Origin of the sequence: Actinoplanes sp. NPDC048796 (assembly GCF_040650035.1) — a bacterium.
GTDB lineage: Bacteria > Actinomycetota > Actinomycetes > Mycobacteriales > Micromonosporaceae > Actinoplanes.
Genome location: NZ_JBEZGO010000001.1, coordinates 1,065,369 through 1,088,953, shown reverse-complemented (window position 1 = coordinate 1,088,953; position 23,585 = coordinate 1,065,369). Strand labels below are relative to the sequence as shown.

At 71.2% G+C, this 23,585-nt stretch carries 23 protein-coding genes; 15 read left to right on the top strand and 8 right to left on the bottom strand.

Annotated features, from left to right (window positions below; translation table 11 throughout):
- Positions 1-73 precede the first annotated feature (73 nt).
- The 6 genes from AB0C26_RS05175 (at position 74) to AB0C26_RS05150 (ending at position 7,845) form a co-directional block, all read left to right on the top strand.
- Positions 74-904 (top strand): DUF4397 domain-containing protein, encoded by an 831-nt coding sequence (locus tag AB0C26_RS05175; RefSeq protein WP_360241753.1) that lies wholly within the window; start codon positions 74-76, stop codon positions 902-904.
- Between the two features lie 1,194 nt (positions 905-2,098).
- Positions 2,099-2,551, top strand: a complete 453-nt coding sequence (locus AB0C26_RS05170; protein WP_360241750.1) for a class F sortase — start codon at positions 2,099-2,101, stop codon at positions 2,549-2,551.
- Positions 2,552-2,614: 63 nt separating this feature from the next.
- Positions 2,615-4,291: a serine/threonine-protein kinase gene (locus AB0C26_RS05165; RefSeq protein ID WP_360241747.1), complete on the top strand. Its 1,677-nt coding sequence runs from the start codon at positions 2,615-2,617 to the stop codon at positions 4,289-4,291.
- A 116-nt stretch (positions 4,292-4,407) separates the two neighbouring features.
- A complete protein-coding gene (locus AB0C26_RS05160; RefSeq protein ID WP_360241744.1) occupies positions 4,408-5,700 on the top strand; it encodes a hemolysin family protein in 1,293 nt (430 codons plus the stop codon).
- Positions 5,697-6,740 (top strand): hemolysin family protein, encoded by a 1,044-nt coding sequence (locus AB0C26_RS05155; protein WP_360241741.1) that lies wholly within the window; start codon positions 5,697-5,699, stop codon positions 6,738-6,740. Before AB0C26_RS05160 ends, AB0C26_RS05155 begins: the two co-directional genes overlap by 4 nt.
- 58 nt (positions 6,741-6,798) lie before the next feature.
- Positions 6,799-7,845 carry a sporulation protein gene (locus AB0C26_RS05150; protein WP_360241738.1) on the top strand — a complete coding sequence of 349 codons (1,047 nt, stop codon included), beginning with the start codon at positions 6,799-6,801 and terminating at the stop codon, positions 7,843-7,845.
- Positions 7,846-7,926: 81 nt separating this feature from the next.
- Here AB0C26_RS05150 and leuE read toward each other — a convergent pair whose 3' ends face one another.
- Both leuE and AB0C26_RS05140 read right to left on the bottom strand, forming a co-directional pair.
- Positions 7,927-8,571 (bottom strand): leucine efflux protein LeuE, encoded by a 645-nt coding sequence (gene leuE, locus AB0C26_RS05145; RefSeq protein WP_360241736.1) that lies wholly within the window; start codon positions 8,569-8,571, stop codon positions 7,927-7,929.
- 1 nt (position 8,572) lies between these two features.
- Positions 8,573-9,811, bottom strand: a complete 1,239-nt coding sequence (locus AB0C26_RS05140; RefSeq protein WP_360241733.1) for a bifunctional pyridoxamine 5'-phosphate oxidase family protein/GNAT family N-acetyltransferase — start codon at positions 9,809-9,811, stop codon at positions 8,573-8,575.
- A gap of 50 nt (positions 9,812-9,861) precedes the next feature.
- On the opposite strand from AB0C26_RS05140, the gene AB0C26_RS05135 reads away from it, so the two are divergent.
- On the top strand, positions 9,862-11,208 hold the full coding sequence (locus AB0C26_RS05135; RefSeq protein WP_360241730.1) for an aminotransferase class I/II-fold pyridoxal phosphate-dependent enzyme: 1,347 nt from the start codon (positions 9,862-9,864) through the stop codon (positions 11,206-11,208).
- Here the strand turns inward: AB0C26_RS05135 and AB0C26_RS05130 are convergent, their stop codons facing one another.
- Together AB0C26_RS05130 and AB0C26_RS05125 are read right to left on the bottom strand one after the other, a co-directional pair.
- The gene (locus AB0C26_RS05130; RefSeq protein ID WP_360241727.1) at positions 11,209-11,988 is read right to left on the bottom strand and encodes an ABC transporter permease; all 780 of its coding nucleotides are present in this window, start codon (positions 11,986-11,988) and stop codon (positions 11,209-11,211) included.
- Entirely contained in the window at positions 11,985-12,917 is a 933-nt protein-coding gene (locus AB0C26_RS05125; RefSeq protein WP_360241724.1) for an ATP-binding cassette domain-containing protein, read from the bottom strand. Before AB0C26_RS05125 ends, AB0C26_RS05130 begins: the two co-directional genes overlap by 4 nt.
- Positions 12,918-12,992: 75 nt before the next feature.
- Here AB0C26_RS05125 and AB0C26_RS05120 point away from each other — a divergent pair, with 75 nt between their 5' ends.
- A complete protein-coding gene (locus tag AB0C26_RS05120; RefSeq protein WP_360241721.1) occupies positions 12,993-13,739 on the top strand; it encodes a TetR/AcrR family transcriptional regulator C-terminal domain-containing protein in 747 nt (248 codons plus the stop codon).
- Here the strand turns inward: AB0C26_RS05120 and AB0C26_RS05115 are convergent.
- Positions 13,736-14,401 carry a UdgX family uracil-DNA binding protein gene (locus AB0C26_RS05115; protein ID WP_360241718.1) on the bottom strand — a complete coding sequence of 222 codons (666 nt, stop codon included), beginning with the start codon at positions 14,399-14,401 and terminating at the stop codon, positions 13,736-13,738. The two genes, AB0C26_RS05120 and AB0C26_RS05115, sit on opposite strands and share 4 nt — an antisense overlap.
- Before the next feature lie 42 nt (positions 14,402-14,443).
- Here AB0C26_RS05115 and AB0C26_RS05110 point away from each other — a divergent pair, with 42 nt between their 5' ends.
- From AB0C26_RS05110 to rny, 7 genes are all read left to right on the top strand, one after another.
- On the top strand, positions 14,444-14,644 hold the full coding sequence (locus AB0C26_RS05110; RefSeq protein ID WP_360241715.1) for a DUF3046 domain-containing protein: 201 nt from the start codon (positions 14,444-14,446) through the stop codon (positions 14,642-14,644).
- Positions 14,645-14,843: 199 nt separating this feature from the next.
- Positions 14,844-15,890, top strand: a complete 1,047-nt coding sequence (gene recA, locus AB0C26_RS05105) for a recombinase RecA (RefSeq protein WP_097318782.1) — start codon at positions 14,844-14,846, stop codon at positions 15,888-15,890.
- A gap of 265 nt (positions 15,891-16,155) precedes the next feature.
- On the top strand, positions 16,156-16,821 hold the full coding sequence (locus tag AB0C26_RS05100) for a regulatory protein RecX (RefSeq protein WP_360243537.1): 666 nt from the start codon (positions 16,156-16,158) through the stop codon (positions 16,819-16,821).
- A gap of 28 nt (positions 16,822-16,849) precedes the next feature.
- Positions 16,850-17,470 carry a hypothetical protein gene (locus tag AB0C26_RS05095; RefSeq protein ID WP_360241712.1) on the top strand — a complete coding sequence of 207 codons (621 nt, stop codon included), beginning with the start codon at positions 16,850-16,852 and terminating at the stop codon, positions 17,468-17,470.
- Between the two features lie 135 nt (positions 17,471-17,605).
- Entirely contained in the window at positions 17,606-17,980 is a 375-nt protein-coding gene (locus AB0C26_RS05090) for a hypothetical protein (RefSeq protein ID WP_360241709.1), read from the top strand.
- Positions 17,981-18,411: 431 nt separating this feature from the next.
- Entirely contained in the window at positions 18,412-19,476 is a 1,065-nt protein-coding gene (locus AB0C26_RS05085) for a hypothetical protein (protein ID WP_360241706.1), read from the top strand.
- A gap of 343 nt (positions 19,477-19,819) precedes the next feature.
- Positions 19,820-21,535 (top strand): ribonuclease Y, encoded by a 1,716-nt coding sequence (gene rny / locus AB0C26_RS05080; RefSeq protein ID WP_360243534.1) that lies wholly within the window; start codon positions 19,820-19,822, stop codon positions 21,533-21,535.
- Here the strand turns inward: rny and AB0C26_RS05075 are convergent.
- From AB0C26_RS05075 to AB0C26_RS05065, 3 genes are read right to left on the bottom strand one after another with little or no spacing between them, the layout of a single operon-like run.
- Positions 21,509-22,009 carry a DinB family protein gene (locus tag AB0C26_RS05075; RefSeq protein WP_360241704.1) on the bottom strand — a complete coding sequence of 167 codons (501 nt, stop codon included), beginning with the start codon at positions 22,007-22,009 and terminating at the stop codon, positions 21,509-21,511. The two genes, rny and AB0C26_RS05075, sit on opposite strands and share 27 nt — an antisense overlap.
- Positions 22,010-22,021: 12 nt before the next feature.
- Positions 22,022-22,912 carry an amino acid ABC transporter permease gene (locus tag AB0C26_RS05070; protein ID WP_360241701.1) on the bottom strand — a complete coding sequence of 297 codons (891 nt, stop codon included), beginning with the start codon at positions 22,910-22,912 and terminating at the stop codon, positions 22,022-22,024.
- Positions 22,909-23,583, bottom strand: coding sequence for an amino acid ABC transporter permease (locus AB0C26_RS05065; protein ID WP_360241698.1), 675 nt, complete (start codon positions 23,581-23,583; stop codon positions 22,909-22,911). The genes AB0C26_RS05070 and AB0C26_RS05065 overlap by 4 nt, the downstream gene beginning before the upstream one ends.
- Between the last annotated feature and the right edge of the window lie 2 nt (positions 23,584-23,585).

Here is a 23,585-nt window from a genome sequence, read left to right as displayed (position 1 = left end):
AAAAACGCGCCGGACGATGGCGTAGGTCACCAACCGAGGGATATATATGGACGCCAGTCGAAGAGGAGGCCCCGTGTCCCGACTCGCGCGCCTCGCCGCGGCAGCGGCCGTGCTGGCCACGACCATGCTCGGCGCGACCCCCGCGACAGCCGCTCCCACCAGCGGTTATGTCCGCCTGGCCCACCTCTCGCCGGACACGCCGGCGGTCGATGTCTACCTCAAATCGGACTCGGGGGCGGTCGCCCCGCAGACATTCCGCGCGGTGGCGTACGGCGACATGTCGCAATATCTCCGTCTGCCGACCGGGACCTACCAGGTGGCGATGCGCAAAGCCGGCGCGCCGGCGACGGAAAACCCGGTGATCACGACCGAGGTCGGCGTCGAAAATGGTGGTGCCTACACGGTCGCCGGCGTGGGCCGCTTCGCCGACCTGGGCCTGCGCATCATCGAAGACGACCTCCAACTCCCCGACGCCGGCAAGTCCAAGGTCCGCGTCATCCAGGCCTCGGTGAAGGCCCCCGTCCTCGACGTGGCGGGCCGGAACGGCGCCACAATCGCCGACGGCGTCGAGTTCGCCACCACCACGGCCTACAAAGAGGTGAACCCCGGCAGCTGGAGCGTCCGGGTGGTCCCGACCGGCGGCGGCCGCACCAGCGAGCTACCGTGCACGCTGGGCGCCGGCAGCGTCTACTCCCTGATCGTCCTGGACGACCAGAACGGCGGCCTGAAACCCCAGCTCCACGTCGACGCCGAGCGCCAGGGCACGGTCCCCTTGGGCGGCGTCGCCACCGGCGCGGGCGGCACGGCCCCACGATCCCCACTGCCGGGCGCGCTGCTGGCCGCCGGCTTCGCCGCCTTGGCCATCGGCACACTGACGGCCGCCCTCCGCCGCCGGCCCCATTAGGCGTACGAGGTGACCCCCACCGACCCACCAACCCCCGACCCGAACGCCGCCCCCACCGACCTCGGTGCCGCTACGCCGGGCGCCACCGGCCCGGACCTCGGCCGGCCTGACGCTTCCACGCCCGGCGCTGCAGGGCTCGACCTCGCCCGGCCCGACTCCGCTGCGTCCAGCGTCACCAGGCCCGACTCCGCCCGGCCCGACTCCGCCCGGCCCGACTCCGCCCGGCCCGACTCCGCCCGGCCCGACTCCGCCCGGCCCGACTCCGCCCCGCCCGACTCCGCCCGGCCCGACTCCGCCCGGCCCGGTGCCTGTGCCGGTGCGTCTGGCGGCGTCAAGCCTCATCCCGCCGGGCTTGGCGCCTCTGCGCCCGAGCCCACCCAACCTGGGGCGGTTCGGCCTGGCGTCGTCGAGCTCGCCGCGACCAAGCCCGGGGGCGCCTTTCGAGGTGCGGCGGCGGTCGCTAAGCCGGACGTTGCCAGGGGCTTTGCCACGGTGCCGGGAGCGCTCTCCGTCCCTCGCCCTCGGTCGAGCCCTTCCAAGGCGGCCACGCCCTTTTCCCGCCGGGTCCTTCCGAAAGGTGCGGCGGCCGAGGTGCCGGGTTCGCCCGCTTCGGGGGCGCTTGTCGTTTCTCCGCCTTTGCGGGCGGCGACTCCCGCGTCAGCGATGCCGGCCGGGAGCGACGTCGTCGGGCCTGTCACCGGCCCGGCCGGCCCGGGCGAACGTGGGAACACGCCGGAGGGCCCTGGTGGAGGCGGCAACGGCCCCGGTGAGGCGAGTGGATCGGTGCCCGCGTCTGCGGTTGGGGGTCTTGCTCGTCGCGTACCAGATAGGAAAGCGCGACTCGCCCTGCCCGCGCTGGCCGCGACGGTGGCCGCGCTTCTGGCCGGCGGCGGATATCTCGCCGTGAGTGACCGGGCGCCGAAGGCGGATGACGGTCGATCCGTGCTCGCTGACGCGCCCGGCTCCGCCGGATTGGCAGATCCCGCGAATTCCGGCGACCGCCGAGCCGACGGCACGGCCGGGCCCGCCGAGGCCGCCGAGCCCGGTGCCGCTGAGCCTGACGCCGGGCCTGATGCTGGGTCTGCGGGTGCCGGTTCCGTGGGCGCCGGTTCTGTGGGGGCCGGTTCTGTGGGGGCCGGTTCCGTGGGGGCCGGGTCTGGTGACGGTCGCCCACCCGGTGATCCGTTTGGGGCGGTGGCTGGGCTGGCGAGCGGGCAACCCACCCGGCTGCGGGTTGCGGCGATCGGGGTCGACACGCCGCTCGAGACGCTCGGGCTGGGTGCCGATGGCGCTCTGCGACCGCCGGAGAGCTTTGGCCAGGCCGGGTGGTACGCGGAGGGGACGGCGCCCGGAGACACCGGCCCCGCGGTGATCGCCGGGCATGTCGACTCGAAGGCCGGGCCGGCTGTCTTCTACCGGCTGCGTGAGGTGAAGGCCGGCGACCGGATCGATGTCGTACGCGGCGGCCGGGTTGTGCGGTTCACTGTCACGTCGTCACGGTGGTACCCGAAATCTGATTTTCCGACCCGTGAAGTCTATGGACCGACACCGGATCGGCAGCTGAGGCTGATCACGTGTGGCGGGGTCTTCGATCGGTCGCTGCGGTCCTACCGGGACAACCTGGTGGTCTACGCGGTGGCCGGGTGATCGTCATTCCGCCGGTGGCTGGTGGCTGTCTATGGTGGAGATCGGTCGACGGCAGGGGGCGGGATGGCGGTCGAACGCATGCTCGTCGCCGGTCGGTATCGCCTGGGCGAGCCGGTCGGCGCCGGTGGCATGGGCCGCGTCTGGCGGGCCCGCGACGAGATGCTGGACCGGGATGTCGCCGTCAAGGAATTCGTGCCGCCCGAGTGGATGAGCGACGAGGAACGGGTCCGGCTCCGCGACCGTACGCTGCGTGAGGCGCGCAGCGCCGGACGGCTCAACCACCCGCATGTCGTGCGGATCTACGACGTGGTGCACGCCGACGGCCTGCCCTGGATCGTCATGGAGTACGTGCCTTCGCGCTCGCTCTACCAGGTCATCCAGGACGACGGTCCGTATTCGCCGGCGACCGCGGCGCGTATCGGCCTGGCCGTGCTCGACGCGCTCACCGCCGCGCACCGGGCCGGGGTGCTGCACCGCGATGTGAAGCCCCACAACGTGCTCATCGGCCACGACGGTCGCATCGTGTTGACCGATTTCGGTCTGGCCACGTTCATGGACGACGGGTCGGTGACCGGGCCCGGCCTGATAGTCGGCTCGCCGCAGTACGTGTCGCCCGAGCGGGCCCGCGACGGCACGTCCACGCCGCAGTCGGATCTGTGGTCGCTCGGGGCGACGCTGTACGCCGCGGTCGAGGGCCGTTCGCCCTACCAGCGCGAGAACGCCATGGCCACCCTGATGGCCCTGGCCACGGAGGAGCCGGATCCGCCGGTACGGGCCGGAATGCTGGGCCCGGTGCTGACCGGGCTCCTGCGGCACGAGCCCGAGGCCCGGCTGAGCGCGCCCGAGGTGGAGCGCCGGCTCCGGATGATCATCTCGTCGGCGCCCAGCCCGGGTCAGGTGGGCGTGCCGGCGCCGCGCCGGGCCAGAGCCGTCGTCGGGTCCGATATCGATCAGATCAGGGCGCCGGCTCGGGCGGCCGTGGCCGCGCTTCCGCCGCCGGATCCGCCGGACCCGCCGGCCAGCCCTTCGACCGCGCCGCGGAAACCGTTGATGGCCGCCGGGCTCGCATTGGTCACGGTGCTCGGTGTCGGCGGCATCCTGGCCGGTTATCTGGTGCAGCGCGACGAGGACACGGCGGCGCCCGCGCCCGTCTCGGCGCCGACGATCTCGCCTTCGCCCCTGCGGACGGTGACGGCCGGCTTCTCCCCGGCGACCTGCGACGTCGTCGCTCCGGAGAACCTTCCGGTCACCCCGCAGCGGTCCGCCGCCCGAGGGGTCAAGGGCTGGTCGCTGCTGGGCGGGTGGTCCTATTTCACGGACGGTTCCGGCTTTCACATGCCGGTTCCGGACGGCTGGACCTACCAGCGGATCGGTACGACGTTCTGCTTCCGCGACCCGGTCGGCACCCGCGTGATGACCCTGTCCCTCAACCGCGATCCGGCCGGCGATCCGGTCAAGGCCTGTCGCGCCGAGGCCCAGCGTCTGGTCCGCTCCGGCGCGCTGCCCGGATATCAGCAGATCGCCCTGGAGAAGAAGGAGCTGCTGAACAAGGCGGCCGACTGGGAGTACACGTACGTCACCGACGGCGCCCAGCGGCATGTGCGTACCCGCTGGCTGGCCACCGACAGCAAGGCGTACGCCATCAGCTGGGCCACCCGCGAGTTCGACTGGACCGCCGATCTGCCCAAGGTCAACATGGTGCTGAGCACGTTCTACGCCGATCGACCGGCCGGGTCGTAGCTCACAGCGATCACACAGCGGGACTTGCTACCGTCTCTCTTCATGATCGGCAGTAGTCAGCCGGGCTCGGCCCGGCTCCCCGTCGACCGTCCGCTCGCGTACGGACCTCCTCGGCCGTGTTAATCCTTACCGGCCTTCTCCTGGTAATCGTGGTGACCGCCGTCACCGGCTATTTCGTCGCGCAGGAATTCGGTTATGTCGCCGCCGACCGCGGACGACTTCGCCACGACGCCGCCCAGGGTGATGAGGCCGCCGCCCGCGCACTCAAAGTCACCGAACGCCTCTCCTTCGTGCTGTCCGGCGCCCAGCTCGGCATCACCGTCACCGCACTGCTCGTCGGCTACGTCGCCGAGCCGTACCTCGGTGAGGGTCTGGCCGACCTGCTCGGCGTGGCCGGCGTGCCGGCCGCCGTGAGCGTGCCCCTGTCGGTGGCGTTCGCCCTGCTCATCGCGACCGTCGTGCAGATGGTGCTCGGCGAGCTCGCGCCCAAGAACCTCGCCATCGCCCGCGCCGAGGCGCTGGCGAAGGCGCTCAGCCGCTCGACGCTGATCTACCTGACCGTCTTCGGCCCGGTGATCAAGCTGTTCGACAAGACCGCCGGCCGTCTGCTGCGCCGCATCGGCATCGAGCCGATCGAGGAGCTGCCCGAGGGTGCCACCTCCGAGGACCTCGAGCAGATCATCGCCGAGTCGCGGGCCAACGGTGGTCTCGACGCCGAGATGTCCACGCTGCTCGACCGCGGTCTCGACTTCCGCGGCCGGACGGCGGCCGAGGCCATGGTGCCCCGCGTCGACGTGCACACCGTGTCCCAGTCGGCGACCGCGGCCGACGTGGTGGCGCTGCTCGACACCCACCGCTCGCGGTTCCCGGTGCGCGGCGCCGTCCTCGACGAGATCGTCGGTGTGGTCGGCATCGCCGACATCCTGGCCATTGCGCCCGCCGACCGCGACAAGGTCGCCGTCTCCGAGGTGATGTCGGCCCCGATCCTGGTGCCGTCGTCGCTGCGGCTGCCGGCCGTGCTGGAGCGGTTGCGGTCCGCGCACCGCCAGCTCGCCTGCGTCGTGGACGAGTTCGGCGGCTTCGCCGGCATCATCACGCTCGAGGACATCGCCGAGGAGCTGGTCGGCCAGATCCGCGACGAGGACGACGAGGCCGAGCCCGAGCCGGTACGCCAGGACGACGGCTCGTGGCTGGTGCCCGCCCGCTGGCGGATCGACGAGATCACCGACGCGACCGGCGTCGACCTGCCCGTCGGCGACGACTACGAGACCGTGTCGGGCCTGGTCATGGCCCGGCTCGGGCGGGTGGTCCAGGCCGGCGATTCGGTCACCCTCGACGACGGTTCCCTGTCGGTACGCGTCGTGAGCGTCGACCGCCACGTCCCGCAGACCGTACGGATCAGCCGATGAACGTGCTCTGGATCGTCCTGTTGCTGGCCGGCAACGCCTTCTTCGTCGCGGCCGAGTTCGCGCTGGTGGCCAGCAAGCGTCACCGCCTCGAGCAGGCGGCCGCCGCCGGCAGCCGGGCCGCGCGCTCGGCGCTGGACGGCACCCGCGAGCTGTCGATGATGCTGGCCGGCGCCCAGCTCGGCATCACCCTGTGCTCGCTGGGCCTGGGCGCGCTGGCCGAGCCGTCGATCGAGCACCTGCTCGGCCCGGCCCTGCACGCCGTGGGCCTGCCCGAGATGGCCAGCCACGTGATCGCGTTCCTGATCGCGCTGATCGTGGTGACCTTCCTCCACCTGGTCATCGGCGAGATGATGCCGAAATCGTGGGCGATCACCGACCCGGAGCGGTCGGCCACCCTGCTGGCGCTGCCGTTCCGCGGCTTCGTCACGCTGGTGCGCCCGGCCCTGCGGGTGCTGAACGCGCTGGCCAACGCGGCGCTGAAACCGTTCGGCGTGCACGCACAGGATCAGCTGGCGCAGGCGCACGGCCCGGCCGAGATGCGTATCCTGCTCGACCGTTCCCGCGCCGAGGGCCTGATCGAGGAGGAGCAGAGCGAGCTGCTGACCAGCGTGCTCGGCCTCGGTTCGCTCAAGGTGCGTGAGGTCCTGCTGCCGACGTCGCAGCTGGTCACGATCCCGGCCACGGCCGGCGCGGCCGAGATCGAGCTGGCCTCGCTGACCAGCGGCCGCTCGAGGATCGCGGTGACCGGCGCCGACGGCGACGTGATCGGCGTGGTCCACGTCCGCGAGGCCGTCCGGGCGACGGCCGCGGGCCGCGACGCCGAAGCCCGCGACCTGATGGAGCCGGCCTTCACGGTCGGCGCCGAGGTGAGCGTGGTGGAGGCGGTGGCGGCGCTGCGAGCGGGCCGCGCCCAGCTGGCGATCGTCTGCTCGGGCCCGGACCAGGTCGGCTTCGTGGCCCTGGAGGACCTGCTGGAGCAGGTGATCGGCCGTTTCGACGACGAGACGGACACCCCGGTGGCCGTCCCGTCGGCCAACTAGACCCGCCACCCCTGTCTGTTGAGTTGACGCACCGCCTTGTTCGAGGAGGAATGATCCGGTGGTTTTCAAGAAGATGATGCGCGCCTTCGGCGTCGGCGGCCCGTCCGTCGACACGGTGCTGGCGAACCCGAACACCCGTCCCGGGCTCGCCCTGGACGGTCAGGTGAACATCACCGGGGGCGACCACGACGTGCTGATCGACGGCGTCGTGCTGGGCCTGGTCACCCGGGTGGAGTCGGAGCACGGTGACGGTTTCGTCGAGTTCCACCGGCTGCCGGTGGCGGGGGCGTTCCAGCTGCGCAAGGGCGAGAACCGGTCGCTGCCGTTCTCGTTCCCGATGCCGTGGGAGACGCCGATCACCGACGTCTACGGCCAGCGCCTGCACGGCATGACGATGGGCCTGCGCACCGAGCTCGCGGTGGCTAAGGCGGTCGACAAGGGCGACCTGGACCAGGTGGCGGTGCACCCGCTGCCGGCGCAGGAGCGGATCCTGGACGCGTTCGCCCGGCTCGGTTTCCGCTTCAAGAGCGCGGACCTGGAGCACGGCGGCATCTACGGCGTACGCCAGACCCTGCCGTTCTATCAGGAGATCGAGTTCTACCCGCCGCCGCAGTACGCCGGCGGCATCAACGAGGTCGAGGTGACTTTCATCGCCGACCCGCAGGGTGTCGAGGTCGTCCTGGAGTTCGACAAGCGCGGCGGCTTCCTCCAGCCGGGCCACGACGCGTACGGCCGTTTCCGCGTCTCGCACGCCGAGGCCGACACGACCGACTGGAACTCCGTGGTCGAGGGCTGGGTGAGCCAGGCCGCGGGCCGCTACCAGGGCCTGCGCAGCGCCGGCGGCTTCGGCGCCCCCGGCTTCGGCGGTCACGGAGGTGGCCACGGCGGGGGTTACGGCGCCCCGGGCGGCTTCGGCGGCCATGGCGGCTACCCGGCTCACGGCGGCGGTCACGGCTACCACGGCCACACCCGCCACCGCGGCGGCATCGGCATGGGCGGCGTAGCAGCCGGCGTGGCCGGCGGCGTCATCGGCGGCATGATCCTCGGCGAGGCCATGGACGACGCCTTCGGCGGCGACGACGAGGGCGACTTCGGCGACGAGTGACCCGAGCACCGGCGCCCCGCCCAGGCGGGGCGCTGTTGCCCGCGGGGCGCTGTTGCCCGCAGAGCGCTGTTGCCGGCCGGGTCAGCCGACGCTGGCTGTGGCCAGCTTGATGCCGAAGCCGACGAACAGGGCGCCCACCCCGGCCGCGGCGCCGGCGGCCAGGCGGCGCCGGCGCTGGAACTGGCCGGCCAGGAACTTGCCGCCGAAGATCAGCGCCGTCAGGTAGAGCCCGCTGCACAACTGCACCACAGCGCCCAGCACCAGGAACGGCAGCACCGGATGCGCGTACCCGGGCTCCACGAACTGGATGAAGAACGACACGAAGAACAGGATCGCCTTCGGGTTGAGCAGGCTGATCACGGCCGCCTGCCGGAACGGGTGGCGAACCTCCTCGACCACCTCCGGCTCAGCGGACGAGGCCTTCCCCCGCCACCGCCGAATGCCGCCGCGGACGATGCCGAGCCCCACCCAGAACAGATAGGCCGCACCCGCGTACTTGATGACGGTGAACACCGGCGGATAGGCCCGCAGCAGCGAGGCCGCCCCGGCCGCGGACAGCGTCATCAGGATCGCGTCGCCCAGGAACACCCCGGCCGCCGCCTGGTAGCCGGCTCGCACTCCGCGCCGGGCCGCCGTCGACAGCACGAAGATCGAGTTCGGCCCGGGCAGCAGGATGATCGCGATGGTGCCCACCACGTACGTCCAGAAGTCGGTGACGCCGAGCATGTCAGGCCGCCGCCAGCCGCGCCCGGAGCCGCTCCGCCGCGGCCGGCCACTCGTCGACGGTCATGCCGAACACCACGGTGTCGCGCCACGACCCGTCCGGCCGCTGACGATGGCGCCGCAGCACACCCTCGTGGACCGCGCCGAGCCGCGCGATCGCCTTCTGTGACCGTTCATTGCGGTTGTCGGTGTACCAGAACACGCGCTCGGCCGCCAGCTTGTCGAAGGCGTGCTCGAGCAGCAGCAGCTTGGCCTCGGTGTTGACGCCCGTGCGCCACCACGGCTTGCCGATCATCGTGTGCCCGATCGCGAGCGACCGCCGCGCCGGATCGATGTCGTGGTAGCTGGTCATGCCGATCACCCGGCCGGTCGCCGGCTCGACCTGGGCCCAGCACACCTGGGAGCCGCTCCACCGATGGCGCTGAAGAGTGGCCAGGTAGTCGGTCATCGCCTCGACCGTCCGCGGCCGCGGCACCAGGAAGTGTTGCCAGAGCTCGTCGTCGCCGAGCGCCTCGGTCAGGCCCTCCGCGTGGCCGGGCGTGAGGGGTTCGAGCCGCACGTGCCGGCCCTCGAGCGGAACGGCGGAGGCCCAGGGCAACTCGGAGCCGGGCAGGTAGCCGGGGAGATCGGCGATCACCCCGGCGCCGGTCTCGGGCGGCCCGAACTCGCGCCGGACGGGCAGCACGCCGGCCCAGTGGGGCAGTGGCAGGTCTTCCTCGGCCTCGTTCACCCCGCCGCCGCGGGCGCGGGCCGACACTTCCTCCAGCTTCAGCGCCAGTACGCCGGTCTGCGCCAGTTCCTGTCGGGTCGGCGGCCGGCTGTCGGCCGCGCGGCCCGCCCCGACCTTGTCGACCAGCGCGGTCATCGCGGCCAGTTTCTCGGCCGGGTCGGTGACCAGCCGGGCCGCGCCCATGGCAACCACGGAGCGGTAGTTGGCGCTGTGGTGGAACTGCGAACGCGCGTACACCAAGCCGTCGAGAAGCGTGACGCTCACGCAGACCTCGACATCGGAGCCCCGGGCCGACAGGCCGAATCGCCCTCCCGAGGAGCCGTGCAGATAGAGGGTCTCGCCGACGCGGACGTGCAGGGTGGGTAGCACCCGCGGTGAGCCGTCGACCACGAACGCGACGGAACAGTCGTACGCCTCGTCCAGAATGGCGTGGACCAGGGCGCGGTCGTAGTGGGTGCGATCGCGGTAGCGGGTGGCCGTCGTGCGGGCCGTTTGAGGATAGAGGTCGGACATCGAGGCCTCCTCGCTTGCGGAATCTTCTGTGCTAGTACAAAATCTCTCGTGTGGCAGCACAATATCAGGTGACCGGCGACAGCGCCTCCACGATTTCCGCGAGCATCGAGTCGGGAGTTCTGCGAGGCGACTGGGTCTGGGGCGCCGCCCTCCCGCCCATCCGCGTCCTGGCCGACTCTCTGCATGTCAGCCCGGCCACGGTGGCCAAGGCCTATCAAGACCTGCGCCAGCGCGGCGTCGTCGAGGCCGACGGCCGGCGCGGGACCCGGGTGCGCTCCCGACCCGCCGTGGCCGGCCCGCGCTCTGACCTGCGCCTTCCCGTTCCCGAGGGGGTCCGCGACCTGTCGGCCGGCGAGCCCGACCTCCGGCTGCTGCCCCCGCTCGGCCCGGTGCTCCACGAGGTCGCCGACGACAATTCCCCACCACAGGGATATGCGGCGGCGGCCGCCATGCCGGAGCTGATCGAGGCCGCCCGTCCGCGTCTGCTGGCCGACGGCCTCCCGGTCGCCGACGCGCTCATCACCGTCACCTCGGGCACTCTCGACGCGATCGAGCGCCTGCTCACGGCCCATCTGCGCCCGGGTGACGCGGTGGGCGTCGAGGATCCCGGCTGGTCCAACCTGCTCGACCTGCTGGCCGCCATGGGCCTGCGCCCGGTGCCGATCACCCTCGACCGCGAGGGTCCCGCGGTGGCCTCGGTCGACGCGGCCCTGCGCGCGGGTATCCGGGCCGCCGTCATCACGGTGCGCGCGCAGAACCCCACCGGCGTCGCCGTCACCGCCTTGCGGGCCGAGGAACTGCGGATCCTGTTCGCCGCGCGCCCCGGGCTCCTGCTCATCGAGGACGACCACGCCGCCGAGCTGGCCGAGGCCCCGCCCCACTGCGTGGGTCCGGTCACCGGCGCCTGGGCCGTCACCCGCTCGGCGTCCAAGCCGTTCGGCCCCGACCTGCGGGTCAGCGTGCTGGCCGGCGACGAGACGACCATCTCGCGGGTGGTCGGCCGGATGCGCGTCGGCTCCGGTTGGGTGTCGACCATCCTTCAGCGGGCGCTCCTGCGCCTCTGGCGCGATCCCCAGGTCACCGAGCTGGTGGCGCACGCCGCCGGCGCGTACGGCCGGCGGCGGCGCCTCCTGCGGGACGAGCTCCGGGCCCGCGGTCTCGCGGCCGAGGGCGAGACCGGCATCAACGTCTGGGTGACCGTGCCCGACGAGACCCGCGCGGTCGGTCTGCTCCGGGACGCCGGATGGGCGGTGGCGCCCGGCTCCCTGTTCCGCACCTCCACCCCGTACGGCATCCGTATCTCGATCGGCCCCCTCGATGAGGAGGAGATCCCCACGGTGGCCGACGCGGTGGCCGCGGCCGTCCACCCCTCCGGCCTCACCGCCCCGGCGCGATGATCAGGCGCGCAGGCGGCGGTAAGCCCGGGCCGACAGCGGAAGGAAGACCGCCGTGATCACCAGCGGCCAGGCCAGGGCGAGCCAGACCGCCCCGTCCGCCAGGGGACCCGACGTGATCCCGGTCGGGTTGCCGAACAGCTCGCGGGCCGCCGAGGCGGTCGCCGACAGCGGGTTCCACGCGGCGATCGTGCCCAGCCAGCCCGGCATCGTCTCGGCCGAGACGATCGCCGTCGACAGAAAACCGATGGGCCAGACCAGCACCTGTACGGCCATGGTGGCCCCCTCGCCGCGGAAGGAGAGCCCGACGAAGATCCCGATCCAGAGCATCGCGAAGCGCAACCAGAGCAGGAGCACGACGGCCAGCGCCACCGGCGCCGGATCCGAGGTGATCCGCCAGCCGATCAGCAACCCGCCCACGATCAGCGCGAACAGCTCGACCGCCGAGTTGGCCATGTCGGCCCCGACCCGGCCCAGGGCCACCGAGGAACTGCCGATCGGCATCGAGCGGAACCGGTCGGTGATGCCCTTGCGGGCGTCGTTGGCCATCGTCGTGGCCGTGGACTCGACGCCGAACATCATGCTCAGCGCCAGCATGCCGGGCAGCAGGAAGTTGATGTAATCGCCGCCGCCGGGCACGGTGATCGCCCCGCCGAACAGGAAGCCGAAGACGAGCAGCAACATGATCGAGAAGAGGAGGCCGAAGAGCGGCGTCCAGGGCTGCCGCGCCCAGTGCGCCAGCTCCCGCTGCGTCATGATCCATCCAGCGCGCAGGGTCGTCATCGCGCGGCCTCCTCGGTCAGGGTCAGGAACGCCTCGTCCAGGGTCGGCCGCCGCAGCATCAGGTCCTCGGGATCGATCCGCAGCTCGTCCAGGCCGCGGACGATGTCGGCGAGCGCGCCGAGACCGACCTCGAAGGTGAGGCTGTGCGCCTCGGCGTCGGTCACCGCGGGAGCGCCCACCGCTCGGGAGAGCCGCTCGGCGACGTCGTCCAGGGATGTCCGCAGGGGCAGGGTGACGGTGACCCGGTCGCCGCCGACCCGGCGTTTCAGCTCGTCCGGGGTGCCCTCCGCGATCACCCGCCCGTGGTTCATCACGGAGATCCGCGCGGCGAGCTGATCGGCTTCGTCCAGGTACTGCGTGGTCAGCAGCACGGTGGTGCCGCGGGCGGCGATCTCCCGCACGCTCTCCCACACCTCGTTGCGGGCGCGGGGGTCCAGGCCGGTGGTCGGCTCGTCGAGGAAGAGCACCGCCGGCGTCATGATCAGCCCGGCCGCGATGTCGAGCCGCCGGCGCATGCCCCCGCTGTAGGTCGAGACCGCCCGCTCGGCCGCCCCGATCAGCCCGAAGACGTCCAGCAGCTCCTCGGCCCGCCGCCGCGCGTCGCTTTTGGACAGGCCGAAGAGCCGTCCGAACATCACCAGGTTCTGCCGGCCGCCGAGGATCTCGTCGACCGCCGCGTGTTGCCCGATGAGGCCGATCCTGCGCCTGACCTGCGGCGCCTGCCTGCGTACGTCAAATCCGGCGACCGTCGCCGCACCCCCGTCGACATCGATCAAAGTGGCCAGCGCCTTCACCGCCGTGGTTTTGCCCGCGCCGTTCGGCCCGAGCAGGCCGTGGATCACGCCCGAGGGCACAGCCAGGTCGAAACCATCCAGGGCGGGGGTCTTCCCGTACGTCTTCTGTAGTCCGTCAGCCGTCAGTGAGTTCACGTCGCTCCTAACTCCGTATGCCTTACGGAAATTGGTGCGCGGTACACCGTACACCCCACGGGGTAATCTCCGCACATGGAAAGTCAGAACGTCGACCGCACGCTGAGCCTGCTCTGGCGGCGCACTCTCGGCACGCCGCAGGGCTCACGCGGTCCCAAGCAGCGCTTCAGCGTCGATGAGGTGGTGCACGCGGCGATCGCCGTGGCCGACGAGGAGGGCCTGCCCGCGTTCTCGATGCGCAAGGTCGCCGACCGGCTCGGGCTCAAACTGATGTCGATCTACACGTACGTTCCGGGTCGCTCCGAACTGATCGGCCTCATGGTCGACGAGGTGATGGGGGAGCGGGAACTGCCGCCGCACCAGGGCGACCTCCGGGAACGGCTCACCGGGGTCGCCCGGCAGATGTGGGACGAGTTCCACCGGCATCCGTGGCTGCTCCAGGTGGAGGAGAGCCGGCCGTGGATCGGCCCCAACGGTTCCGATCGCTGGGAGTGGCAGCTGGCCGCGATCGAGGGCGCCGGCTTCACCGATCTCGAGATGGACCAGGTCATCACGTTGGTCGGCGGCTTCACGGCCGCCGCCGCGCGAGCCTCCATCGCGGCCAGCCGGACCGCCGAGCAGTCCGGCATGTCGGACCTCGAGTGGTGGGAGATCAACGCGCCGATCCTCGAGCGCGTCATGCCGCCGGGCGCCTACCCGCTCTCCGGCCGCGTCGGCACGGCCGCCGGCCAGGAGTACAACGCGGTCGGCGACCCTTCGCGATCCTTCTCTTTCGGGCTCGATCGCATCCTCGACGGCATCGAGGCCCTGCTCGACCGCTAGCTGCTCAGGGCGCCGGCCGCGATCTTCAGATCTTCGACCAGGGTGCGGTACGCCGTCTCGCGATCATCCGCGCGCAGGACGGCCGACGGGTGGAACGTGGCCAGGGCCTGGATCTCGGCCACCGGGAAGTCGCCGGGATGCTGGGCCGAGGCCGGCCACGGCATCAGCTTGCCGCGCTGCTGGGTGACCCGGAACGACGGGCCCAGCAGCGCCTTGCCCGCGGTGGCGCCGAGGATCACCACGAGCTCCGGCTCGAGCAGCGAGAACTCGGCGACCAGCCACGGCCGGCAGGCGGTGATGTGGGCCGGGCCCGGATTCTGGTGGATGCGCCGCTTGCCGCGCGTCTCGAAGCGGAAGTGCTTCACGGCATTGGTGATGTAGACGTCACTCGCGTCGAGGCCGGAGTCGTCGACCGCCTCGCGCAGCAGCCGCCCGGCCGGCCCCACGAAAGGCAGGCCCTTCTGATCCTCGACGTCGCCCGGCTGCTCGCCGACCAGCACCACCCGGGCGTTCGGCGCGCCCCGCCCGAAGACGGTCTGAGTGGCGTCCGCGTGCAGCTCACAGCCCTGACAGTCGGCTGCGGCGGACTTGAGCTTGTCGATGCTCCATGGCTGGGGCGGCACCCACTCCTGCGCGCCGACCGGAGCTTCGGTCCTAGGCATGGAGACGTTTTTACCCCCATCCGGTCTGAGTACCCTCGTGGGGTGCGGTTGACGGATTTCTGGGAGCGACTCAACGAGTCGTTCGGTGGCGCCTATGCGCGGAGCATTGCGGCAGATCACTCTTTTGCGGCACTGGGCGACCGAACCATCGATCGGGCGATAGCTGACGGTGTCGATACGGCTACTATCTGGCGAGCAGTGGTGGCCGCGTACCCCGATCGGGTGCCCTCTCGCCTGCGATAACGCTGCTTTCGTACACCCGTTCTGGCGTGTCACTCGATAGTCGTACACGTGTTCGGCTATTGTCCACAACGGCTTGGTTATCCACAGCCGGAGGCAGGGCAGCGGATTTTTGTCATACCCACCCCCTACCTTGGTGCGCGTGGTGAACAGAAGCTCATCGGCGAAGACGCCTGCGAAATCGAGTACAGGGGTGGCGGACATGGGGAACGGACCTGACCGGGACAAAGCGCTCGATCTGGCATTGGCACAGATTGACAAGCAGTTCGGCAAGGGCTCGGTGATGCGGCTCGGGGAGCGGCCGGTCGTGGAGACCGCCATCATCCCCACCGGGTCCATCGCCCTCGACGTGGCGCTCGGCGTCGGCGGCCTGCCGCGCGGCCGCGTCATCGAGGTGTACGGGCCGGAGTCCTCCGGTAAGACGACGGTCGCCCTGCACGCGGTGGCCAACGCGCAGCGCAACGGCGGTATCGCGGCGTTCATCGACGCCGAGCACGCCCTCGACCCGGAGTACGCGAAGGCGCTCGGTGTCGACACCGACGCCCTGCTCGTCTCCCAGCCCGACACGGGTGAGCAGGCGCTCGAGATCGCCGACATGCTGATCCGCTCCGGCGCGCTCGACATCATCGTCATCGACTCGGTGGCCGCCCTCGTGCCGCGCGCCGAGATCGAGGGCGAGATGGGCGACAGCCACGTCGGCCTCCAGGCCCGGCTGATGAGCCAGGCCCTCCGCAAGATCACCGGTATCCTCAACAACTCCGGCACGACCGCGATCTTCATCAACCAGCTCCGCGAGAAGATCGGCGTCATGTTCGGCTCGCCCGAGACGACGACCGGTGGCCGCGCGCTGAAGTTCTACGCCTCGGTCCGGCTCGACGTGCGCCGCATCGAGAGCCTGAAGGACGGCACCGACGTCGTGGGTAACCGCACCCGCGTCAAGGTCGTGAAGAACAAGGTGGCCGCGCCGTTCAAGCAGGCCGAGTTCGACATCATGTACGGCAAGGGCATCTCGCGCGAGGGCTCGCTGATCGACGTCGGCGTCGAGCAGAGCATCATCCGCAAGTCCGGCGCCTGGTACACGTACGACGGCGACCAGCTCGGCCAGGGCAAGGAGAAGGCGCGGGAGTTCCTCAAGGAGAACCCCGACGTCGCCGCCGAGATCGAGAAGAAGATCCTGGAGAAGCTCGGCGTGGGCCAGACCACCGGCGACGCCGCCGGCGGCCCGGAGCTGCCGCCGGTCGACTTCTGATCCCGGCCGGGCTCACCACATGACCGGACGACGCGGCGCGCGAGCCGGGCGCGGATGGGATGCCATCCCGCCCCGGCCGCCCCGCCCTTCCGATGAGCATCCGCCCGGCGAGTCCCCCGGCGGCGAGACGGAACGCGGCAACGTTCCGCCACGTCGCGGCGGCGACTCGCCGGGCGGAACCTCCCGCCCCGCCCGCCAGGGCCTCCCGTGGTCCCGCGCCGACCCGTTCGGCCTCGGCGTGGGCTCCACCGGCCGAGACGAGTCCATTCCGGACGGCTCGGAGCAGGGCCAGCCCGATGAGGCCCGTCCTCCTTCGGCTCGCTCCGGCTCTCGCCGCGCTCGCACCGGACGTGACAGCTCCGGAGAGGCTGGCTCAGGACGGCCGGCTCAGCCCGCGCAGAGCGAAGGGGAGCGCGCCCGGGAGATCTGCCTGCGTCAGCTGGCGGTGCGACCCCGTACCCGGGCCGAGCTCGCGAAGGTCCTGGCCCGCAAGGAGATCTCCGACGAGGTGATCGCCGAGGTGCTCGACCGGTACGACGAGGTCGGCATCATCGACGACGCCGCCTTCGCCCGCGCCTGGGTGTCGAGCCGCCACCACGGCCGCGGCCTGGCCCGGCGTGCGCTGGCCAACGAGCTTCGCCAGCGCGGGGTCGACGCCGAGACCGCCAGCCAGGCCCTGGAGTCCGTCGACGAACAGGACGAGGCCGCCGCCGCCCGCGCCCTGGTCGACCGCAAGCTGCGCACGGCCACCGGTCCTCCCGACGCCGTCTTCCGCCGCTTGGTGGCCATGCTGGCCCGCAAGGGCTACCCGGCGGGCACGGCCTTCCGCGCCGTCAAGGAGGCTCTGGCCGCCCGCGACGCCGAGGCGGCCGAGTTCGCCGACGCCGTTGACGCCGACGCCCTGGCCGACGAAAGCACCGACCTCTCCTGACCCCGGGCTTCCCTCTACGATGCGGCGCATGGCGTTGATTCATCGTGCTCAGATTCGCCCCACCAAGCTCGAGCTGTTGGCGAAGTGGCTTCCCGCGCAGGACTGGGCCGGCGGGGCCGGGGGCTCGGAGCTCGAGCGGGTGGCGGCCTATCGGTTCGACGACCCGGCCGGCGAGGTCGGGATCGAGACCTTGCTGGTACGGGCGGGGGACGGCCCGGTTCTCCAGGTGCCGCTCACCTACCGCGGGTCGCCTGTGGACGACGGCGACTCCCTGCTGGTGGGCACGTGTGAGCATTCGGTGCTCGGGCCGCGCTGGGTGTACGACGCGACCGGCGACCCGGTCTACGCGGCGGCACTGACCAAGGCGATCATCAACGGCGAGGGCCAGGCACAGGAGTTCATCGAAACCGACGGCCGGCTCGAACCGCGTCCCCTCAGCATGACGATCGTCGTCGCCGAAGCCGCGGCCGACCCGGGCGACCCGGCGCTCATCGGGCCCGGAGATCCGGCGCTGGTGGCGACGGAGGCGGCCGAGTTCGCTGTGGTTCGGCGGATCGGCGCCGGGGGAGTGCCGGACGGTCTGCGGTTGAGCGGTTCGTGGAGCGGGCAGCCCGCGCTGGTTCCTCTGGTCTTCGTGTGGAACAGGTAACAATCAGTATTTTTATCCCTCTATATTGTCGTACGTGGATGGCGCAGCCGGCTTGACCTCGGTTAGTTGCTTCCTCGCATCGCGGGGGGATCGCTGACATGTGTGCTCTCTTCGCGTGCGACAACGGGGAGGGACATGCGGATCAATCAGCTTGCGCGGCATCGCGGCTTGCGCGCGGCCGCGCGGCTCGGCGTGCTGGCCGGCGCGGTCGGCGTGGCAGCGCTGACCGGCACCCACGCGGCCGGCGCCGCGACCACGAACGCCGCCACCCGCGGCATCGTGATCGTCGCCGAGAAGCAGGCGGGCGCCACCGATGAGAAGACCGCCGAGGCGCCCCCCACGAACGAGGCCGACCCGGCCCCAGCCGCAAACGATGAGGACCCGCCCGGCGACGACAACCCCGGCACCCCCGGCGACGGCACTCCGCCCGGCGACGGCAACGGCACTCAGCCGGCATGGCCGGAACCGGCGCAGCCGTCCTGGTCGGCGGCGTGGTCCTGCTGCTGGTAACCCGCCGACGCCGGTCCGAGCCGCAGGCCTGACAACGCCGGCTCGGGTCCCGGCCTGACAACGCCGGGTCCGAGCCGCAGGCCTGACAACGCTGGCCACGGGTTCCGGCCTGACAACGCCGGTCCTTTCGTTGGTCTGGCGGCGCGGGTCCTGGTTCCCGAGGGCTGGCGGAGCCGGTCGGTTTGCAGCTGGACGGCGGCATCCGGCCGTGGCCCCTCGGGGTTGCGGCCGGATAGTTCGGCGCTGGTGATCGGATCTTGACGGACATCGGCGTTGGCCACTGCCTGGTAATCTGCAACGTTGTGACCGATCAGAGCCGTATGCCGGGCTACGGTCCCTTCCAGGAAGGCGCCGACCCGACAGCGCCGATTTTCCCACCGGCCTCGGCCTCAGCGCCGCCGCCGTCACCCTCGAGCGACCAGCCAGCCGTAATGCCCGGCCAGCCCGGCATTTCCGGCCAGCCCGGCATTTCCGGCCAGCCCGGCGTTCCCGGCCAGCCCGGCGTTCCCGGCCAGCCCGGCACTCCGGGCCAGCCGGGGGACAGTCTCGGTCAACCCGGGGACGGCCTCGATCGGCCCTACCCGGCCAGTGCCGCCGATGGCACCCCGCCCTCCAATGGCATCCCGGCTGATGGCGGTGCCTCCTGGCCCACGAGCGGGTCGCCCTCCCCAACCAGTGGCATCCCCGGCCCGGCGAGCGGCACCCCGTACCCGGCTGCCCCCGCCAGCCCGGCCGGTGGCCGCGCCTCGTACGGCCCTTTCCACGGCGACCCCTATCCGGCCCCGGCTGAAAGCAACCCCTACGGCTTCTCCTCCCCGCCCGGTCGCCGCATCGAGCCCACCCCGCCCCCGAACCGGGGCCGCTTCGTCGCCGGGCTCCTGGCCGGCCTCGTCGCCGGCCTGCTGCTCTTCGGCGCCGGGGGCTTCTTCGCCGGCCGTGCCTCCGCCCCCGAGCGGGGGCCGGCCGCCAAGGCCCCGGCCGCGACACCGTCGCTGGGGGTCTTCGAGCAGAGCCAGGCCACCCTCAACGCCCCCGACTTCGACGGCACCGCCCTGGTCACCCTCGCCGAGGGCTGGCTACCGTTCCTCTCCACCTGCGGCCGCAGCGGCACCCCCGGCGGCCCTCGTCTGAGCCCGGGTGAGAAGGTTCGCGTCCGCTGCACCCTCGACGGCATGAGCGCGATCTTCGTCGAGTACGAGAACGTCGCCGAACGGGACAAGGCCCGCGTCAAGGCCATGGGTCAGGCCGTCGACGCGCGCACCCTCACCCCGGGGGTGGGGCCGGCCACCGAAGGGCCTACTCCGAGCGGGCGAACCACCGGTAACTACGTGGAATACGCGTATCGTCTCACCGAGGGCGGAACCACCCGAACCGTGAGCGGTGTCTGGTGGGATGACGCTCAGACGCCCGTGGCGGGTTTCCTGCTCGCCTACTGGAAGGAGGGCGTCGGTGAGAAGTGGGAGCCGATGCGCGATCTCTGGTCCAGGTACGCCTGAATTGCGGTGACCTGGGGGTAAGCGGTACCGAATCATGGATCCTTGACCGAAGTGGCACTCGCGACCTAGCCTCGCGTTACACAAGGTTTGTTCGACCATCGCATGCAACACGCACAACATAGATCGCATTACATTACGGCATCACTTATCCAGTAAGATGCCGCCCGGAGCGCCGAACCGCGGAACGAGAGGCGCTCAGGGCTTGACATACAGCGGTCGGCCCCGGCGTACCCACGCCAGCGGAGGGGCCTGATTTCTCCTGCGCATCCGCGGCCTTGGTCGGGCATCCCACAGATGGCCCGCGCGCGTGTTCGTGCCGGGCGGCGAAGGGAGACGCGGCGTGCTGACCGCCCTGGACTGGGTGCTGGTGGTGGCGATCGTCGTCCTCGCCGCCTTCGTGGTCGCCGGCATGCTGCTCGGCGCCCGGGCGCTGCGTCACCTCAAGAAGACCGACGCCCAGGGTTCGGGTCAGGCGGTCGACGACGCGCTGGCCAAGGTCGACGACGCCAATGCCAAGGCCGCTTCGGTACGGGCGGAGGCCGCCGCCGCCAAGGCCGAGGCCAACGCCGCCCGGGCCGAGGCCCGCCGCGTCCTGGAGGACGCGCACAGCGAGGCCGACACGATCCTCGAGCGGGCCCACCGCCAGGCCGAGGCCGACGCCGAGCAGGTCCGGTCGGCCGCCCGCCGCTCCGGCGAGCGCGAGGTGGCGCTGCTCAACGCCACCGCCAAGGAGCAGGCGGCCGAGGTCGAGCGCCGCGCCGCCCGCATCGACGAGCGGGAGCGGCTGCACGCCGACGAGGTCGAGCGCCTGGTCGAGCGGGAGCGCCGCCTCGCCGGCATGGACACCGACCTTTCCGCCCGCGAGGCCGCCCTCTCCGCCAAGGAGACCGAGCTGGCCGGCGCCGAGGACGAGAAGCGCCGCGAGCTGGAGCGCATCGCCGGCCTGACCGCCGAGGCGGCCCGGGCCGAGTTGGTCGAGAGCATCGAGGCGCAGGCCAAGCGCGAGGCCGCGATCATCGTCCGGGATGTCGAGGCGGAGGCCAAGAGCACCGCCGACACCCGGGCCCGGCACATCGTGGTCGACGCCATCCAGCGGATCGCCAGCGAGCAGACCGCGGAGAGCGTGGTCAGCGTCCTGCATCTGCCCAGCGACGAGATGAAGGGCCGGATCATCGGCCGTGAGGGCCGCAACATCCGGGCCTTCGAGTCGGTCACCGGGGTGAACCTGATCATCGATGACACCCCCGAGGCGGTGCTGCTCTCCTGCTTCGACCCGGTGCGCCGCGAGGTGGGCCGCCTCACCCTCGAGAAGCTGGTGCTGGACGGGCGGATCCACCCGCACCGCATCGAGGAGGTCTTCGAGAGCGCCAAGAACGAGGTCGACGTGCTCTGCGACCGGGCCGCCGAGGACGCTCTGGTCGATGTCGGCATCACCGACCTGCACCCCGAGCTCAAGAAGCTGCTGGGCCGGCTGCGTTACCGCACCAGCTACGGCCAGAACGTGCTCAAGCACCTGGTCGAGACCGCGCACATCGCCGGGATCATGGCGGCCGAGCTGGGCCTGGACGTGCCGTCGATGAAGCGGGCCGCCTTCCTGCACGACATCGGCAAGGCGCTCACCCACGAGGTCGAGGGCAGCCACGCGCTGATCGGGGCCGACCTGGCCCGTAAGTACGGCGAGTCGGAGGACGTGGTGCACGCGATCGAGGCGCACCACAACGAGGTTCAGCCGCAGACGATCGAGGCCGTGCTGACGCAGGCGGCCGACGCCTGTTCGGGCGGGCGCCCGGGCGCTCGGCGGGAGAGCCTCGAGGCGTACGTCAAGCGTCTGGAAAGGATCGAGGAGATCGCGGCCGGCAAGGTCGGCGTGGAGAAGGTCTTCGCCATGCAGGCCGGCCGGGAGATCCGCGTGATGGTGCGGCCGGACGACGTCGACGACATCGGCGCCGCCGTCCTGGCCAGGGATGTTGCCAAGCAGATCGAGGAGGAGCTGACCTATCCGGGTCAGATCCGGGTCACCGTGGTGCGCGAGTCACGCGTCACCGAGCTCGCTCGTTAGGCCGAGCTGCTCGCGGAGGATGTCCGCGTGCCCGCAGTGCTGGGCCAGCTCGCGCAGCAGGTGCATGTAGGCCCAGCGCAGCGGGAGCGGCCCGCGCCGGTTGCCCGGCAGCAGGTCGTCCAGCGCGATCGAGGCCGCCGCCCGCCGCGAGTTCTCGATCGTCTCGCGGTACGCGTCCTGGATGCTCTCGATGGTGTCGTCGTCGTCGAGCAGGAACGACTCGTCGGCGGTGAGCGGGATGCCGAGCTCGGCCCGCGACTTGCCGGTCACCGCCTCGCCGAACCAGACGTTCTCCACCATCGTCACGTGCTTGACCAGGCCGAGCAGCGTGGTGCGCGACGGCACCAGGGAGGCGCGGGCCTGCTCCTCGGTGACGCCGTCGAGGCTGTCGAGGAGCGCCTTGCGGTGCTCGTCGAGAAAGGCCTCGAACTGGACCTTGGCGGGCTCGTGAATGGCGTCGTCGGCGGAAATCATGCGCTCAGCATCTCAGACGACACCGCCGCCACCACCCATGCCCGGATCGGTTGCTCCCATCACCACGCTGCGCCCCGTGACGCGGGGCGCCTTGCCGCTGCGCCGGGTGCGGCGGCTGAGCCAGCCGGCGAACGCGGTGAGCATCGAGTTGACGATGATGTAGATGATCGCGGCCACGATAGCGGCCTGGACGAGGTTGCCGAAGTTGGCCGCGACGTTGTTGACGCCGAGCTGGAGCAGTTCGTTGTACGAGATGATGTAGCCCAGCGCGGTGTCCTTGACCAGCACGACGAGCTGGCTCACGATCACCGGCAGCATGGCCCGGGCCGCCTGGGGGATGAGGATGTGGCCCATCACCTGGCCCTTGCGCATGCCGATCGCGTACGCCGCCTCGCTCTGCCCGGCCGGCACCGACCGCACGCCGGCCCGGAACGCCTCGGCCAGCACCGACCCGTTGTAGAGGGTCAGGCCGATCACCACGGCCCAGAAGATCGACATGGGCTGCTGGGTCAGGAAGGGGATGCCGAAGAAGATGAAGAACATCATCAGCAGCAGGGGCACGGCCCGGAAGAACTCGACGACCGCCCCGGCCGGTACCCGCACCCACCAGTGGTCGGAGAGCCGGCCGACCGCGAAAATCACGCCGAAGACCAGCGAGAGAACCGCCGCGACGACGGCCGCCTCGAGCGTGTGCAGCAGGCCGGGCAGGATGTAGTCGGTCCACGTGCTCGACTGGGTGAAGGGCTTCCACAGGGCGGCCGCCCACTGGCCCTTCTCGTCGAACTTCCGGTAGATCCAGTAGAGCAGCGCCAGCAGCAGGACGCTGAAGACGACCGTGAGGATCCGGTTGCGTGCCTTGGCGCGAGGCCCCGGGTGGTCGTAGAGAACCGCATCGGTAGTCATCGCTTCACCGCCAGGCGGTTGGCCAGCCAGCCGAAGGCGTAGCCGGTGGGGATCAGGACGATCGCGAACGTGCCGGCGAAGACCAGGAAGATCGGGATGACCGCGTCACCGTTCTCGTTGATCAGTTGCTTCATCGCGCTCGACGACTCCACGAGGCCGATCGTGCCGACGATGGTGGAGTTCTTGCAGAGCGCGATGATGATGCTGCCCAACGGCGCGATCACGGCCCGGCCGGCCTGCGGCAGGATGATGATGGTCAGCGTCTGCCAGAACGTCATGCCGATCGCCCGGGCCGCCTCGGCCTGGCCCGCGGGCACCGTGTTGATGCCGGAGCGGATCGCCTCGCAGACGAACGCCGCTGTGTAAACCGACAGGCCGGTGACGCCGAGCCAGAAGACGTTCAGATCGAGGTCGTCGGAGAACGCGACGCCGAGCGCCGAGTAGAGGCCGAAGTAACAGAACAGGATGATCAAGGTGAGTGGCGTGTTGCGGAAGATGTTCACCCAGGCCGTACCGAATGCGCGCAGCACCGGGATGGGGGAGACCCGCATCGCGGCGATGAGGACGCCGAGCACCAGGGCGCCGACACCGCCGGCGAGGGTGAGCTTCAGGATCCAGAGGAACCCGGTGAGGTAGACCTCACGGTTGAGGGGATCGGAGAAGACGTCCATCG